The 16,315-nt window shown below is 62.1% G+C and carries 14 protein-coding genes and 1 pseudogene; 11 read left to right on the top strand and 4 right to left on the bottom strand.

Annotated features, from left to right (window positions below):
• Positions 1-217 precede the first annotated feature (217 nt).
• Positions 218-1,018, top strand: coding sequence for a transglutaminase-like cysteine peptidase (locus tag AB8B20_RS18905; protein ID WP_115033158.1), 801 nt, complete (start codon positions 218-220; stop codon positions 1,016-1,018).
• Positions 1,019-1,063: 45 nt separating this feature from the next.
• Here the strand turns inward: AB8B20_RS18905 and AB8B20_RS18900 are convergent, their stop codons facing one another.
• Entirely contained in the window at positions 1,064-2,752 is a 1,689-nt protein-coding gene (locus AB8B20_RS18900; protein ID WP_089263701.1) for a methyl-accepting chemotaxis protein, read from the bottom strand.
• Positions 2,753-2,997: 245 nt separating this feature from the next.
• Between AB8B20_RS18900 and AB8B20_RS18895 the strand changes: the two genes are divergently transcribed.
• Both AB8B20_RS18895 and AB8B20_RS18890 read left to right on the top strand, forming a co-directional pair.
• Complete coding sequence (locus tag AB8B20_RS18895; protein WP_439074336.1) at positions 2,998-3,840, top strand: SDR family NAD(P)-dependent oxidoreductase; 843 nt, start codon at positions 2,998-3,000, stop codon at positions 3,838-3,840.
• A gap of 18 nt (positions 3,841-3,858) precedes the next feature.
• Positions 3,859-4,368: a cupin domain-containing protein gene (locus AB8B20_RS18890; RefSeq protein WP_439074337.1), complete on the top strand. Its 510-nt coding sequence runs from the start codon at positions 3,859-3,861 to the stop codon at positions 4,366-4,368.
• Here the strand turns inward: AB8B20_RS18890 and AB8B20_RS18885 are convergent.
• Positions 4,349-4,660 (bottom strand): hypothetical protein, encoded by a 312-nt coding sequence (locus tag AB8B20_RS18885; protein ID WP_439074338.1) that lies wholly within the window; start codon positions 4,658-4,660, stop codon positions 4,349-4,351. The two genes, AB8B20_RS18890 and AB8B20_RS18885, sit on opposite strands and share 20 nt — an antisense overlap.
• 150 nt (positions 4,661-4,810) lie before the next feature.
• On the opposite strand from AB8B20_RS18885, the gene AB8B20_RS18880 reads away from it, so the two are divergent.
• A complete protein-coding gene (locus AB8B20_RS18880) occupies positions 4,811-5,584 on the top strand; it encodes a DUF4886 domain-containing protein (protein ID WP_439075012.1) in 774 nt (257 codons plus the stop codon).
• A 126-nt stretch (positions 5,585-5,710) separates the two neighbouring features.
• On the opposite strand, the gene AB8B20_RS18875 is transcribed toward AB8B20_RS18880, so the two are convergent.
• Entirely contained in the window at positions 5,711-6,937 is a 1,227-nt protein-coding gene (locus AB8B20_RS18875) for an LLM class flavin-dependent oxidoreductase (RefSeq protein ID WP_439074339.1), read from the bottom strand.
• A gap of 205 nt (positions 6,938-7,142) precedes the next feature.
• Here AB8B20_RS18875 and htpX point away from each other — a divergent pair, with 205 nt between their 5' ends.
• The 4 genes from htpX to AB8B20_RS18855 all read left to right on the top strand — a co-directional run bounded on the left by htpX (position 7,143) and on the right by AB8B20_RS18855 (position 10,718).
• Positions 7,143-8,198, top strand: a complete 1,056-nt coding sequence (gene htpX / locus AB8B20_RS18870) for a zinc metalloprotease HtpX (protein ID WP_439074340.1) — start codon at positions 7,143-7,145, stop codon at positions 8,196-8,198.
• A 28-nt stretch (positions 8,199-8,226) separates the two neighbouring features.
• On the top strand, positions 8,227-9,306 hold the full coding sequence (locus tag AB8B20_RS18865) for a DUF4892 domain-containing protein (RefSeq protein ID WP_439074341.1): 1,080 nt from the start codon (positions 8,227-8,229) through the stop codon (positions 9,304-9,306).
• A 186-nt stretch (positions 9,307-9,492) separates the two neighbouring features.
• Positions 9,493-9,915, top strand: coding sequence for a hypothetical protein (locus AB8B20_RS18860; RefSeq protein WP_089263479.1), 423 nt, complete (start codon positions 9,493-9,495; stop codon positions 9,913-9,915).
• A 53-nt stretch (positions 9,916-9,968) separates the two neighbouring features.
• Positions 9,969-10,718, top strand: coding sequence for a cupin domain-containing protein (locus AB8B20_RS18855; RefSeq protein WP_439074342.1), 750 nt, complete (start codon positions 9,969-9,971; stop codon positions 10,716-10,718).
• Between the two features lie 76 nt (positions 10,719-10,794).
• On the opposite strand, the gene sthA is transcribed toward AB8B20_RS18855, so the two are convergent.
• On the bottom strand, positions 10,795-12,189 hold the full coding sequence (sthA, locus tag AB8B20_RS18850; RefSeq protein ID WP_439075014.1) for a Si-specific NAD(P)(+) transhydrogenase: 1,395 nt from the start codon (positions 12,187-12,189) through the stop codon (positions 10,795-10,797).
• Positions 12,190-12,463: 274 nt separating this feature from the next.
• Between sthA and AB8B20_RS18845 the strand changes: the two are divergent.
• The 3 genes and pseudogenes from AB8B20_RS18845 to chrA all read left to right on the top strand — a co-directional run bounded on the left by AB8B20_RS18845 (position 12,464) and on the right by chrA (position 16,234).
• Positions 12,464-13,872: pseudogene (locus AB8B20_RS18845) on the top strand (MFS transporter).
• A gap of 144 nt (positions 13,873-14,016) precedes the next feature.
• Positions 14,017-14,835 (top strand): chromate resistance protein ChrB domain-containing protein, encoded by an 819-nt coding sequence (locus tag AB8B20_RS18840; protein ID WP_439074343.1) that lies wholly within the window; start codon positions 14,017-14,019, stop codon positions 14,833-14,835.
• Between the two features lies 1 nt (position 14,836).
• Entirely contained in the window at positions 14,837-16,234 is a 1,398-nt protein-coding gene (gene chrA / locus AB8B20_RS18835) for a chromate efflux transporter (protein ID WP_439074344.1), read from the top strand.
• Positions 16,235-16,315: the final 81 nt, after the last annotated feature.

Raw genomic sequence — 16,315 nt, 5'->3', positions numbered from 1 at the left:
TGAGGTAATATAATCCCCTAATCCGGGCTTTCAGCCATTTCGATAAAATTGTCGTCAAGCCGGTTAGCCCCCCTTCAGCCTGTCCGCGAACTTCGCCGACCCGGCTAACCCCTTTTAATCTCGTCGAAAATCAGCCGCCTCAAGATGGCCCCACAAATGATCCGGTCACGTGCGAGCAGCCCTGCTTGCCGATGCCCGGACAGACGGGGCGTCTATGATGTGGACTTCTGCTTTTGCGCGGGTGCGCCGCGCGTCTGTGCTGGTCTTGGGGCTGGCGATTTTCGCGGCACCCGCTGATCTCCTGGCCGGAACGGCCTTTCCTGATCAGGCGATCGACGCTGTCGACCGGCCTGCGGAGCCGTTTGGCCTCGCCACATCGGCGCTGCGGGAAGGCGAGCTCAAAGCCAAGTGGCGCGGGGTGGAACGCGAGCAGGACGACGAGCAGCTTGCCCTCGAGCTTTGTGCGGAAACGCCCGCCCGCTGCTCGCCTGAGGCGGCGAAGTTTCTGGATATCGTTAGCGATGCCAGCGCGCGCGACGGTCGCGCCCGTATGGGTGAGGTTAATCGCGCGATCAATCTGGCGGTTCGGCCGGGTGACGATCTTGTGCTCTATGGCGCAACGGATGTCTGGCGTTCGCCGCTGGCACTGCTCGCTACCGGCGCTGGCGATTGCGAGGACTATGCCATCGCCAAGTTCAGCGCGTTGCGCGCTGCGGGCGTCGCGGCCGAGGATCTGCGGGTCGTGATCCTGCGCGACACGCTGCGCCAGGAAGATCACGCCGTTGCGGCTGCCCGTCTCGATGGCCGCTGGTTCATGCTCGACAACCGCCGCATGGCGATGGTCGAGGACGTCAACATGAAGAACACCAAGCCGCTCTTCGTGATGGATCACAACGGTATCCGGCAATATGTCGATGCGCCGCTGCTGGCAGCCACGCAGCGTCCCGTTGCGGATGAAGCAGCTCTGACCACGCTGGCATACAGCGCCAAAAAGGCCTCGGGCCGCCCCGCGCTGTAGGCGGAACGGCCCGTATCCGGTCGAAACATCAGTCGGTCGCCTGATTTAGGCCGCGCGAACCTTGGTCAGGAAGTCCGTCACCGCCGATTGCAGCATGCTCGCCTGCCCGTCGAGCTCACGCGCGCCGCTGAGAACCTGGCCGGCCGCTTGTCCTGTGGCGGAGGCAGCTGCGTTGACGCTGCCGATATTGGTGGCGATTTCGCTGGAGCCGGTCGCTGCTGCCTGAATGTTACGGGCGATTTCGCGGGTCGCGGCGCCTTGTTCCTCGACGGCCGATGAGATCGCCATCGAAATCTCGCTCATCTTCTCGATGGTCGCGCTGATATTGCCGATCGCCGAGACGGCATCGCCGGTTGTCGACTGCATGCTGGCGACCTGCGCCGAGATTTCCTCCGTTGCCTTGGCTGTCTGGGTTGCCAGGGCCTTCACTTCCGAGGCGACAACCGCGAAGCCGCGTCCCGCTTCACCTGCACGGGCGGCCTCGATGGTGGCATTGAGCGCCAGGAGGTTGGTCTGTGCTGCAATGGTGTCGATCAACTGCACCACAACGCCGATCTTCTCAGCTGCGCCGGACAGGAGCTGAACTGTTGCGTTGGTTCGGTCTGCTTCGCCGACGGCCTGCCGTGCGATCTCGGTCGATTGCGCGACCTGCCGCGAGATTTCCTCGACGGAGGCAGTCAGCTCTTCCGCTGCAGCGGCAACGGTCTGTACGTTGTTCAGTGCCTTCTCGGACGCCATGCTGACGCTGGCGACGCGATCGGTGGTTTCGCTTGCGGTGTTGGTCATGGACGATGCGGTGGCCTGCATTCCGGCCGCGGACGTCGCAACCGATTTCACGACGCCGTTGACGCTTTGCTCGAAGCCATCGGCAAGGCTGTTCATCGCCGACTTGCGTTCGGCGGCGACGCGCTGCTGGACGGCGACCTCTTCCTGCTCGAGGCCGTGCATGCGGATCGCGTTGTCCTTGAACACCTGCACCGTCGTGGCCATCGCGCCGATCTCGTCGCGACGGTCGGCGCCGGGAATCTCGGCTTCCAGCTTGCCGTCAGCGAGGTCCCGCATGCGGGTGCCGAGCTGGCTCAGCGGCCTTGTGATGCTGCGGGCGATGAACCAGGCGATCAGGCCGGCAACAACAGCGATACCGAGGATCGCTGTCGCCAGTGACCAGATGATCGGCGTGAGCTTCGCATCGAGATCGTCGAGATAGGCGCCGGTGCCGACGAACAGATTCCAGTCGGGCACGGCAACCGCATAGGAGAACTTGCGGATCAATTCGGTCGTGCCCGGCTTCATGTATTCGTAATACAGCGTGACATCGCCCTTGGCGGCGACGCCGTCGCGCAACTCGCGGGTCAGCGCACGGCCGTTGGTCGGGACGTCCAGCCGGTTGGTGCCGAACTGTTTCGGATCCGGCGTCACCAGCGCGATGCCGTTCATGTCGTAGGAGAAGACGTAGCCGTTGCCCTTGTCATAAGTCATTGTGCGGGCGCGCTTGACGAATTCCTGGATCGCGGCATCCTTCGTCAACTCGCCGGCTGTCACTTGCTTCTGCAGACCGAGCGCCATGTTGCGCGCCGTTTCGACGATGGCGAGAACCTGCTCCATGCGAGAGCTGCGCATCTCAGCGCTGACGAGGCGCGTCGCCTGCACGCCGGCGAGGCAGAGACCGATCAGAGTGACGGTGACGAGAAGCCCGAGCTTGGCGGAAATCGGAAGGTTATTGAGCAGCTTCACGGAAAAGGTCTCCAGCAATCGCGAGCCATGCTTGGATGGCGGTACAATGCTGCACGATACGCAGATGCGTCTTAGAACTTCCTTAATCGTAATTCTCGGTTCTCCCCGACGGTTGTGGCTTGGAAAGTTCGCCGCTTCACCTGCAGATTCAGCGGGCTGCGAGTCGCGCTGACTCAAAATACGCCTTGCGCGGGCGCGGATTCGGGGCGTCAAATGCCGGCCATAAAAACAAATGGGGAAACGATATGGGGCGTCTCGACAACAAGGTCGCTGTCATCACCGGTGCGACGAGCGGTATCGGGTTCCGTACAGCGGAAATTTTCATCGCGCAGGGTGCGAAAGTCATGATTGCCGGGCGTCGTGCGCCGGAAGGCAATGCGCTTGCTTCGAGGCTCGGCGCAAATTGCAGTTTCCGTCAGACCGACGTTACCGATGAAGCGCAGATGAGTGCACTGATCGGTCACGCGCTCGAGAAATTCGGCCGCATCGATTGCCTGTTCAACAATGCCGGCGGTCCGGCGCAAACCGGTGGTATCGAAGGCCTCGACGTCGATCGTTTCGATACGGCGATGGCGACACTCGTACGCAGCGTCATGCTCGGCATGAAACATGCCGCCCCGCATATGAAGAAGCAGGGCTCGGGCAGCATCATCAACAATGGCAGTATTGCCGGCCGGCTCGCCGGCTACTCGTCCTCGGTGGTCTACGGCGCCGCCAAGGCCGCGGTCATCCATCTGACCAAATGCGTGGCGATGGAGCTCGGTGAGAGCGGCGTGCGCGTCAACAGCATCTCGCCAGGCGCCATTGCGACCGGAATCTTCGGCAAGGCGCTGGGACTATCGGTGGAAGCAGCCGAGCAGACGCCGGCGCTGATGCGCGAGGCGTTCAAGGCTGCGCAGCCGATCCCGCGCGCTGGTCTGCCGGACGACATCGCTCACGCCGCCGTCTTCCTCGCCAGCGACGAGTCGTCTTTCGTCAATGGCAACGATCTGGTGGTCGATGGCGGTGTCACGGGCGGTCGCAACTGGAGTCAGCAGCAGCAGGGCTATGTCGCGATGCGCAAGGCGTTCGGCCAGGACAATGGCTGAGGGGCAGGGGAGCGAAGAATGTCCATCACATGCGACGCGATCGTACCGAGGTTGCCTGAAGCCCGCTATGTGTCTGTTGCCGTTGCCGCAGGACTGATGTGTGCGATTGCCATTGGCAAGGCGCTTCCGGCCACGATGGACGCTATGTCGACTGTTCTTGCGCCCCTCTGCGCCGTCAGCAATGGCTCCAGCGCCAATCCCGGCGATGCGGTGGAACTGATCACGTCGCATGCGCTGCCGAATGTACCGGGAAAGCGCGTGACCATTGTGCGCGTGTCCTATGGCCCCGGCGGCTTCAGCGCGCCGCATCGTCATTCCGGCACGGTGACAGCCTACATCACCAAGGGAGAGATTCGCTCGCAGCTCGGCGGCGGTCCGGTCGAAATCTTCAAGGTTGGGCAGTCATTCTTCGAGCCGCCGGGCTCGACGCATCTCGTCTCGGCCAATGCGAGCAATACGGAGCCGGCCGAGCTGATCGCGGTGTTTGTGGCCGATGAAGGCGCGCAGCTTACGATGCCGCTGGACTAGTTGCGATGATCGAGGCTGGCGTCTTTGGCATGACGCGTCCATGCAGTTGCAGGAAGGACAAGCCTGCGGCCGTCACTTGAACGACGGAGCCATGTCCGGCGATGTGCATGCGTGTGGCAAATCCGCGGTCGATGCAGTCTTCCCACACCGTCAGTCGCGGGCACGACGTCCGCCATGCATCGAGCACGTCGGCATAGGATCTGGGTTCGCGCGCGATCCATTCCAGGAGATCAAGGATCAGGGGATCGAGGTCATGGGAATCGAGCTCATGGGGATCAAGGTTCTGGGGCATGGCGCTGTCTGCCTCCCGCGATCGAGGCCGGCGCAATCCGCACCGCCTTGTGCTATCGATACGTATATACGCACATAATAAGAACCGGGAGACATTCCATTGTCCAGAACTTTGCGAGTCTTGCTTGTCGCCGTGGCGACCCTTGCTGCCATGGCCAGTGCGTCCGTTGCCGTGCAAGCGCAGACCAAACCCAAGGTCACGTCGCTGGGGCCCGATTTTCCGAAGACCGAGATATTCATCGGCAACAGCTTCTTCTATTTAAACAACAGCATGCACAGCCACGTGTTGGGGATGGTGCGTGCCGCCGATCCCGCCAACAGGACGAGCTATCAGGCGACCTCGGTGACCATCGGCGGCTCCGGATTCGAGTGGCATGATGTCGAGAGCTACTTTCGACCCAATGCCATCGCGTCCTATTCTTTCGACGATAACAACAACATCATCTTCAACAAGCGCGAGCGGTTGTTCGATGCTGCGATCATGATGGATTGTAGCCAGTGCCCGATCCATCCCAAGCTGAAGTCGGTCTTTACCGAATATGCGAAGAAGGATGCCGACATCGTCCGCGCCCATGGTGCGAAGCCGATCTTCTTCATGTCCTGGGCCTATGAAGACAAGCCGGAGATGACGCAGCAACTGGCCGAGGCCTATACCGTCGCCGGTAATGATAACAATGCCTTGGTGATTCCGGCAGGTCTGGCATTTGCGAGGGTGCGCGCGAAGCAGCCCGAGCTCAATCTGTACCAGCCCGACAGGCGCCATCCGAGCATGGCAGGCACATACCTTGCGTCCTGTGTGGTCTTCGCCGCGCTGACGGGCCGCTCGCCGGTGGGCAATCCGTATCTCGCGGGTCTCGATGAAGCGACTGCGAAGATGCTGCAGACAGCGGCATGGGAAACGGTACAAGATTATTACGGGAAGTAGGCCGCCAGCCTCTCCCCGTCATTGCGAGCGCAGCGAAGCAATCCAGTCTTTCTTTGCCGAAGTGAAGAGCTGGATTGCCGCGTCGCTTCGCTCCTCGCAATGACGGAGGAAAGGCCTGAGCCGGGCTTACCCCTTCTTCTGCAGATCCGGCGCATTGACCAGCGGAATCGCCACCCGCCCTGGCCCGGTGAGCGGCAGCGCCGCCGCTGCTTTCTCGTTGGCCATGATCTTGGCCATCACGGCTTGCCCCGCGCGCTCGAACACCTCGCGATTCTCGATCACGAATTGCTGCGATTTGCGCAGTGATGCGATGTAGCCGTTGATCTCTGGCACTACATAGCGCGCCACCATGTCCCAGCTGCGCCTCGTGTTTTCCGGATTGGCCCAGTCATGCACGAAGCCGATGATGGTACCGACACCGCCGGAAACCTGCATCAGGTTCTTGATAGTCTTGATGAGGTCATCCGGCGTGCCGATGGTCGAGGCCGCATTCTCGCCGCCTGCCGTCTTCTCGACCGCGTCTTCGGGTGAGGTGAAGGGCTGCAGGCCCGGCCGCTGTAGCGTGCCGACATTATATTCGTTGTGCCAGCGCATCAGGCCGGAGCCGGCCTCGCGCGCCGCCTGTTCGCGGGTCTCGGCGATATGCCAGGACAGCAGCACACGCCAGTTGGCGCGGTCCACCGTGGTGCCGTGCTTCTTCGCGGCATCCTCCGCAAAGCCCCATTGCGTCGGCAGCGCCATCAATCCCTGCGTCGACATCGAGCCGAGCGAGATGATGCCGATGCCGTATTTGCCGGCCAGCGTCATACCCGAAGGCGAGATCTGCGACGCCACAACGAAGGGCATCTCCTCCTGCAGCGGCAGGATCTGCAGCGCGGCGTCGTTCATGGTGAACCAGTCGCTCTTCGCGGTGACGCGTTCGCCGTTGAACAGACGGCGGATGATAGCGATGGCTTCGTCCTGGCGGTCGCGCTGCGTCATCGGGTCGATGCCGAGCGTGTGCGCGTCGGAGGCCAGCGCCCCCGGACCGGAGCCGAAGATGGCGCGGCCGCCGGTCATGTGATCCAGCTGCACCATGCGCTGTGCGACATTGTAGGGATGGTGATAGGGCAGCGAGATCACGCCGGTCCCCAGGCGAATGCGCTTGGTACGTTCGCCGGCCGCGGCGAGGAACATCTCCGGCGAGGCGATCATCTCCCAGCCCGACGAATGATGTTCTCCGCACCAGAATTCATCATAGTCGAGTGAATCCAGCTGCTCGACGAGATCGAGGTCCCGCCGGAACTGCAGCATCGGATGTTCGCCGATCGGATGATGCGGTGCGAGAAAGGCGCCGAACTTCACGCGAGCCATAGTGTTTCCTCTTTGTAATGTTTTTTAATGTTTTCGTTGCGCGCAGCCTATGGCCACATGTCGCGGCATTCAATGCAGTCCGCTGCATGGCCGCGACGCGCTGCCGCACAATGCCGTCTTGCGGAACGGTCGGGCGGATCACCATTTGATGCCTGCACCGCAGCGTTTTCCGCACATGTGCTGGCGCACGGGGGCAGGAGGACCAATGAGCTACTTCAAGACCGCGATTCTGCTGGCTGGCATGACCGCCCTGTTCATGGGCGTCGGCTATCTCATGGGCGGCGCGTCGGGTGCGATGATCGCGCTGGTGGTCGCCGCCGGCATGAACATGTTCGCCTACTGGAATTCGGACCGCGCGGTGCTGTCGATGCACGGCGCCCAGCCGGTTGATGCACGTAACGCGCCGGACCTGCATCGCATGGTCGGCGAGCTCGCCCACAATGCCGGCCTGCCGATGCCCAAGATTTACGTCATGGACAATCCGCAGCCGAACGCCTTTGCGACCGGCCGGAATCCGGAGAACGCGGCCGTTGCCGTGACCACCGGCCTGATGCAGCAGTTGTCGCGCGAGGAACTCGCAGGCGTGGTGGCGCATGAGCTGGCGCATATCAAGCATCACGACACGTTGCTGATGACCATTACCGCGACAATTGCCGGTGCGATCTCGATGATCGCGCAGTTCGGCATGTTCTTCGGCGGCAACCGCAACAATAATGGCCCGGGCATGATCGGCCAGATCGCGCTGATGATCCTGGCGCCGCTCGCCGCCATGCTGGTGCAGATGGCGATCAGCCGGACCCGTGAATATGCCGCCGACGAGATGGGCGCGCGAATCTGCGGCCAACCGATGTGGCTCGCTTCGGCGCTGGCCAAGATCGACAACGCCGCGCATCGGATTCCCAACGAGGATGCCGAGCGCGCGCCGGCGACCGCGCATATGTTCATCCAATCCGTTGTCGGGGCGTGCCATGGACAATCTGTTCACCACGCATCCGGCGACGCAAAATCGAATCGCAGCGCTGCAGCAGCTTGCGGGGCAGATGGGTGTTCAGTCGCGCGCGCCTGTACGTCCAGCACCGCCCGCGACCGGCCCGTGGAACGGCGGCCAGTCGCGCCGCGGTCCGTGGGGCTAAACCCGTTTGGACTTAACGAGATTGGTCGCCGCGCAACATCGTCCGGTTCAATGAAAACCGGACATGGCTGCGCGGCCATTCGCTGCGCTTTAGTCCGCTTGTTTACATGTCCCAAATCGTCATCGTGAGCGCTCCTGAAACGGGGACGCATGACTCATGCTCGGACGCATTCTGACGGTTGGCTTGTTTGTTCTGTTCGGTGCGTGTGCGGCACAGGCCGATGCGACAATTCCCAACAAAGATATTCCCGGTGCCCGAGATAGTGCGCTGCTGAAGCGTTACGACGGCTCCTTCATCATCAGCTATGAGCGTCTCGCCTTCACTGACTTCACCATCCCGCTGTCCAAGCTCGAAAAGACGGGTGATAGCGACCGCGATCGCATGAACAATCAGGTCTACAAGCCGAACAAGGTGCTTGAAGTGGAAGGAGCACGCACGCGCATCACCTATCTGCTGCCGGCCAACCGTTCGCCGCTCGAAGTGCTGCGGAACTATCAGGATGTGGTCAAGGCAGCCGGCGGCGAGGTGCTCTATAGCTGCAAGACCGAGGACTGCGGGGGCGATCCGACGCGCTCGGCCGCGGGCGGCGGCGGCGATATGAGCCTGCTGATGTATTTCGTCGCTGAGGCGCAGTTGAAAGACGGTGATTTCTCCAACGGCAAATGCGCCATGGCGTCCCATCTCGACGATCAGCGCTTCTTTGCTGCCAAGATCCCGCAAGCCGGCGGTGATGCCTATGTCACCGTGCAGACGTACCTCGTAAAGGACGATCTCTACTGCAAGGCCTTCAACGAGCGCACGGTCGCCGTCGTGCATATCGTCGAGCCGAAGCCGCGCGAGCAGAAGATGGTGGTCGTGAAAGCCGACGAGATGGCGAAGACCATCGGCTCGACCGGCCGCGTTGCCCTCTACGGAATATTCTTCGATACAGGCAAGGCCGACCTGAAGCCGGAATCATCGCCGACCCTGCAGGAGATTGCAGGTCTGCTGTCGTCGGATCCGAAGCTCGCCGTGCTGATCGTTGGCCATACCGATAATCAGGGCGCCTATGACTACAATCTCGATCTGTCGCGCCGCCGTGCGGAGTCGGTTGTGGCGGCGCTCACCACGAGCTTCCGCGCCGATGGCAAGCGCCTGCGCGCAGCCGGTGTCGGCATGCTCGCACCCGCAGCATCGAATGACCAGGATGACGGCCGCGCCAAGAACCGGCGTGTGGAGGTCGTCAAGCTGAACTGATCGCAACGGATGTTCGGCTGGGTGGGTTCGCCCGTGTCAGGTTCTTCGGATAGGCGCTGTTCTGTTGGAGAAGGCATATCTCTCCGGATTCGACCAAAGCCCAATAGTGTCGAAGAGGCCCACGGGGATATTGGTATCGGAAGTTGATGGAAAGGTTGTTGCCCGGACAGATAGAAGGGTAATTGCATGACGCCCGATGCCGTCGCCTTGGCCTCTATGGTCCTTCTGATTTTCTCGATGGGCTTCTTTCTGCTGTCGTCACCGGCCTTTCTGCTGGTGAGGCTGGATATCCCGGAAGTGACACAGCTGCTGCGGGGCCTGTTCCGCTCTTATTTTCTGATGGTCGCTATCGCCGGTGTCATCGCGACAACGGCCTTTGCACTGGCTGGTCGACTGGTTTTCACGATCGGCATCGGCTTGATCGCGGCTTTTGCGATCTGGGCGCGGGGCTGGTTCTTGCGGCGGATGGATAGTCAGATGAGCGCACGAGACGCCGGTGATGCCGAGGCCGTGCGCCGGCTCCGACGGATGCATTGGGGCGGCATGCTGTCGAACGCATTCCAGCTTGCCGCCATTATCGGCAGCATCCCCTACGTCATGTCGGCTTGATCAGCCTCGCAGCACAGCGATGTGCTGACGATAAAGCGCGATGGAGAATGCAGATGAGCAAGTTCTCATGGCGGTGGTTGTCACGTCAGAAGCCTAAGCCTTCGAATGCTGGGTCTCTGAATGCCGCGCAGGGTACTGAACGATTTGCAGGCAGCGATCGGCGCCAACTGCTTCAGGCGCTGTCGGTCATCGTCGGTGGCGGCGCTTTGGCCGCGCTGCCGCAAAGCTCGGATGCGAAAGATGCGAGCGAGCTGCCATCGCCCAAGCGGGTCGTGACCGGCCGCGATGAAGCCGGCAAGTCGGTGTTCAAGTCCTTCGATGTCACGTCCAAGGTCGTGGAGATCGATGCCAATCCCGGCCTGACATTCTACGAACTCTATATGACCGAGGGCGTGCCGCAGCTCACCGGCCTGGAGGCGGATCCGATGCTCCAGGGAACGAAAGCGTTTCCCGGCCCGGGCGGTACGATGTTTCGGCTGATCTCCTATCCGCCCAGACGCCCCGAAGGCTGGAAGCCGCCGCCCGGCGTCACAATGGAAAGCGGGCTGCGCGAGTTGTCGGACAAGGTCCCGGGCATGGGGGATCATTTCGAGCGCGATGCGCCAGGCATGCACACGTCGGATACGATCGATTACGGAGTCGTGGTTCGCGGCGAGATGACGCTGGAATTGGACGATGGACAGAAAGTCCATTTACGTCAGGGCGACTGCGTCGTGCAGAACGGAACACGCCATCGCTGGCGCAATCCGTTGCCGGAGCCATGTCTCATGGCGTTCATCTCGATCGGCGGCAAGCGCGGCTAGGACCTGGGCATGCCACGCGGGACGTCAGGCGATGAATCCATGTGGCCAAAATCTATGTGACCATGGCGCTTCTGCGCTACCGTGCCGTCATTCGATTCCACGCATCCAGCCCGGCGATCTTGTAGGCCTCGGCCAGCGTCGGATAGTTGAAGGTGTTCTGGATGAAGTAGTCAATCGTGCCTTTGAGATTGAGCACGGCTTGGCCGATATGGATCAGCTCGGTCGCGCCTTCGCCCAGAATATGCACGCCGAGCAGGCGGCGGGTCTTGGTCGAGAAGATCATCTTCATCATGCCGCTATCCAGGCCCATGATATGTCCGCGCGAGGTCTCGCGAAACCGCGCGACGCCGACTTCATAGGGAATACCCTTCTGGCGGACTTCCTCTTCGGTGAGTCCGGTCGTGGAAATCTCCGGCACCGAATAGATGCCGTAGGGAAAGAACTCCGGGGGCGCCAGCGGCTCCATCCCGAGCGCGTGGCAGGCGGCAACGCGGCCTTGCTCCATCGATGTGGAGGCCAGTGAAGGAAAGCCGATGACATCGCCCGCCGCATAGATATGCGGCACGCTGGTCTGCAGCGTGACGGGATCGACAGTGATGCGGCCGCGGTGATCGACGGTGATGCCGGCGGCATCGAGATTGAGTCGGTCGGTCGCGCCGACGCGGCCGGCGGCGAACAGCAACATCTCGGACGTGACGTTGCGGCCGTCAGCGAGCCGGGTGACGATCTGGCCATGAGCGTTCTGCTCGATCGCATTGACCTTGGAGCCGAGCCGCAGCGCGACATTGCGGTCGCGCAGCTCATGCATGAATTCGTCGATCAGCTCCTTGTCGATGAAATCGAGAAAGGTCGGCCGCGGCTCGATCAGGGTGACGGCGACATCGAGCGCGCTGAAGATGGTCGCATATTCGACGCCGATCACGCCGGCGCCGATGACTGCGAGGCTGCGCGGCAGTTTCGGCAGATCGATGATCTCGTCGCTGTCGAACACGGTCTTGTTGTCGAATGGCACGTAATCCGGCCGGAACGGGCGGGTGCCGCAGGCAATCAGGATATGGCCGGCAGTGACATTCTTGATCTCGTTCTTCTCATTGGCGATCTCGATCTGGTGCGGTCCGGTGAAACGTGCCTCGCCGATCGCCGTCTTCACGGCATTGCGGCTGAACTGATGCTCCAGCACCTCGACCTCGTGGTCGAGTGTCTTCTGCAGCCGCACAATCAGGTCGTGGGCGTCGATGTCCTGTTTCACCCGATAGGAACGGCCGTAGAAGCCGCGCTCGCGCCAGCCGGACAGGTTGAGCACGGTCTCGCGCAGGGTCTTCGACGGAATGGTGCCGGTATGGACCGAGACGCCGCCGACTCGTCGGCCCTTCTCGACCACCAGCACCGATTTACCGAGCTTGGCGAACTGGACGGCAGCGCGCCGGCCAGAGGGGCCGGAGCCGATCACGATCGTGTCGTAGTCATACATCGAAGAGGCCTCGAAACCGGAAGGGCCGGCATATGCAATCGCTTCGCCATGCAGCAATCGGGCCACAGGCGGTATCTTCCTGCACGAGGAATGCAAATTCGGTGTGACTTGGACGGGGAGATCGACCTGCGAAGCCGGGTCCGCGGTCAGCACCACCAATTCCGACGGGAGAGTTCAATTGAATAAGGCTACCTCCGAGGTAATCGACGCGATGACTGGAAGCTGGGATCAAAGTGGACGGCTGCTTCAGGCCGACCGTTGAGCGAGGCGCTCCATGCACCAGATCGTTGCCAATCCTGTCGACTCCGTGCGCCGCTGGTGGGTGCTGGCGATCGTCGTTGCGGCGCAGTTCATGTTTGGGGTCGATGCCTTCATCGTCAATGTCGCGATTCCAACCATCGCGGTCGAGCTTCGTGCCAGCGCGGCGCAGATCGAGGCCGTGATTGCGGTCTATCTGATCGGATATGCGACGCTGGTGATCACCGGCGGCCGGCTCGGTGACATCTACGGCACCAGGAACACCTTTCTCGCCGGCGTGCTCGGCTTCACCCTGACGTCGCTGTGGTGCGGGCTCGCGCAATCCGGACCGGAGCTAATTCTGGCGCGGCTGGCACAGGGCGCCACTGCAGCGCTGATGGTGCCGCAGGTGCTGGCCACCATCCATGTGCTGTTTGTGGACGAAACTCGCGCCCGTGCCTTCGCTGTCTACGGCATCGTGCTCGGCCTTGCCGGCGCTGCGGGCTTTCTGCTTGGTGGCCTGCTGGTGACGATGGACCTTGCAGGCCTCGGCTGGCGTGCGGTGTTCTTCGTCAATGTACCGATGGGGCTTGTCATCATCGCGGCTGCTTGGCGGCTGATGCCATCCGTTCCCCGCCGTCCAGACACGCGGCTGGATATTCCGGGTGCGCTGGTGCTGTTCGCCGGGTTGCTCGGTCTGATCGGCCCGCTGCTGTTCGGGCACGAATTGCATTGGGCGCCGTCGGTGTGGTTGGCGATGGCTACGGGTGCGGCAGTGATCGTCGGCTTCGTCAGGCTGGAGCGCCGTGTCGCGTTGCGCGGTGGCATGCCGCTGATCGATCTGGCGTTGCTCGCGGATGCTGCTTTCATGCGCGGGCTGTGCGCTGTGTTCTTTTTCTTCTTCGCCAATCTGTCATTCTACCTCGTGATGACGTTGTTCATGCAGAACGCGTTGCACATGCCGCCGCTGCGGGCCGGTTTTATTTTCGTACCGCTGGCGCTGGCTTTTGTTGTCGCGTCGCGTCACAGCGGCATGCGGTCACGCCATCGTGGCACGCTGGTGCTGATCGAGGGCTGCGTGGTGCAGGTCATCGGTCTCACCGCGCTGGCTGCAACGGTGCTGGCCGTCAACGCGTCGTCTGCATCGCTGCTGGCGGTGCCGCTTGCCGTATTCGGTTACGGCCAGGGTCTGGTCATGGCGCCGCTGTCCAGTGCCGTACTATCGACCGTGCAGACGTCGAGCGCAGGAGCCGGCTCGGGCATGTACGGCACCACGACGCAAATCGCCAATGCAGCCGGCGTTGCTGCGATCGGCGCGGTCTATTTCGCGGTGCAATCCGCGACATCGGCAGTCATCGCGCTGCTCGCAAGCTTCGCACTCTGCATTTGTCGGTCACCGCCAGTGCGGGCTTTCTGCTATGGATGCGCCGCGCGGGCGCCGCATAGAATTCCAGCACGGCGTTTGATCGTCCAGCACGCGCCTTGACAGGTCAATCGCGATGGCTTGATATTAGGGCATGGGGACAAAGCGATCTCCCCACGAGGCGACATGCCCAAGTATCGCGTCCCGCATTCCTGCAAGGACGCGCCATGTCATCGATTAACAGCATTTCCGTTGAAAAACTCGTTCGCCTGATCGGGACGCCGAAATGTCCCGCGCTCGTCGATGTCCGCACCGACGAGGATTTCGCCCGGTCGCAGTTTCTCCTGCCAGGTTCGGTCCGGCGGCCATTCGGCGACGTGAATGGTTGGGCCGCAGCGCTGCGCGGTCGGTCCGCCATGGTGATCTGCCAGATAGGTCTCAAGCTCAGTCACGGCGTTGCCGCGCTGCTGCGCGATGCCGGTATCCCGGCAGAGGTTCTGGAAGGCGGGTATCTCGCATGGGAGAGTGCGGGCCTGCCGCGCGTTCCCGCCGGCAAGTTGCCGCCGCAAAACCCGCAGGGCCGCACTTTGTGGGTGACGCGCGAACGGCCGAAGATCGACCGCATTGCCTGTCCCTGGCTGATCCGGCGTTTCATCGATCCGGCGGCGCTATTCATGTTCGTTGCGCCGTCGGAAGTCTCGGCAGTCGGCGAGAAATTTGATGCTGCGCCCTTCGATATCGAAGGCGTGTTCTGGAGCCATCGCGGCGAGCTCTGTACCTTCGATGTGATGATCGAGGAATTCGGCCTCGCCACGCCGCCGTTGCTGCGGCTGGCTACCATTGTCCGCGCGGCGGATACAGCGCGGCTCGATCTCGCCCCGGAAGCGCCGGGCCTGTTGGCGGCGTCACTCGGCCTGTCGCGGATGTATGCCGACGATCTCGAACAGCTTGAGGCTGGACTGAATTTGTACGATGCGTTCTATCGCTGGTGCCGAGATGCCAGCACCGAAACCCACAACTGGCCGACAGCAAAGACGAAAGCTTGAGATGACGGAAGCAACTTCGGTCACACCGCCAGCCATTCCCGAGCCGCAGACCCACGGCGTTTCCTTCTCGGAGGCATTTTCGGTGTGGCTCCGGATCGCGTTGCTTTCCTTCGGCGGTCCGGCCGGGCAGATCGCGGTGATGCATCGCATCCTCGTCGATGAGAAGCGCTGGGTGTCGGAGAGCCGGTTTCTGCATGCACTGAACTATTGCATGCTGTTGCCGGGCCCGGAGGCGCAGCAGCTTGCGACCTATATCGGCTGGCTGATGCACCGGACCGCTGGCGGGCTGATGGCCGGTGGGCTGTTCATCCTTCCCGGTGCGATCTGCATCATGGTGCTGAGCTGGATTTACGCTGCATTCGGTAATGTCGGCATCGTCGCGGCGCTGTTCTTCGGCCTGAAGGCCGCAGTGCTCGCGATCGTGCTGCAGGCGGTGGTGCGAGTCGGTAGTCGTGCACTGAAGAACGATGTGATGCGCGCGCTGGCGGCCATCGCCTTCCTCGCGATCTTCTTTCTCGACGTGCCATTCCCGGTGATTGTTTTCGGTGCGGCAGCGATTGGCTTCCTCGGCGGTCGGGCCGGTCTGTCGGCCTTCACGGTGAGTGCGGGCCACGGGTCATCAGGCGGCGGCGACGCTGATAGTTTGCTCGGAGATCAACTTCCTCTCCATGCCCGGCCGAGTGTACGGCAGTCGCTCACCGTTGCGGTCGTCTGGCTGGTGCTGTGGCTTACGCCCGTCGCTGTGCTGCTCGTGGCGTTCGGCAGCAATGATGTGTTCAGCCAGATTGCCGTTTTCTTCTCCAAGATGGCGATGGTCACCTTTGGCGGTGCCTATGCGGTTCTCGCTTATGTCGCGCAGCAGGCCGTCGATCACTACGCATGGCTGAAGCCGGGTGAGATGCTCGATGGCCTTGGCATGGCCGAAACCACGCCTGGTCCGTTGATCATGGTGCTGCAATTCGTGGGCTTCATGGCCGCCTTCCGCGCACCGGGGATGTTGCCGCCGCTGCTGGCGGGCACGCTTGGTGGATTGCTCGCGACCTGGGTGACCTTTGCGCCGTGCTTTCTCTGGATTTTCCTCGGGGCGCCGTTCGTCGAAACTCTTCGTGGCAACCGCGCGCTGAGCGCCGCGCTGGCGGCGATTACCGCCGCAGTGGTCGGCGTCATCCTCAACCTGGCGATATGGTTCGCCATCCACACGATGTTTCGGGAGGTGAAACCTGTTCGCACGCTCGGACTCAGCTTCGACATGCCGGTTCTGCAGAGCGTCAATGGATGGGCTGTCGCGCTGTCGGTCGCGGCGCTGCTTGGGGTCTTCTATCTGAGGATTGGTTTGCTGCAGATCCTGTTGGCTTGTGCAGGCGCGGGCGTGCTTTTGCACATCGTCGGTCTGGTGTGACGTCAATCGCGAAACCGTGTGCGGAACCGGTAATTGACGGCCGACGGAACAGGAACGTTTCGAACCACGTCGCGTTGAAGG

It is taken from the genome of Tardiphaga sp. 866_E4_N1_4 (assembly GCF_052076075.1).
GTDB lineage: Bacteria > Pseudomonadota > Alphaproteobacteria > Rhizobiales > Xanthobacteraceae > Tardiphaga > Tardiphaga robiniae.
Note: the sequence above shows the minus strand (reverse complement) of the source record. Positions and strands in the feature narration are given on the sequence as shown.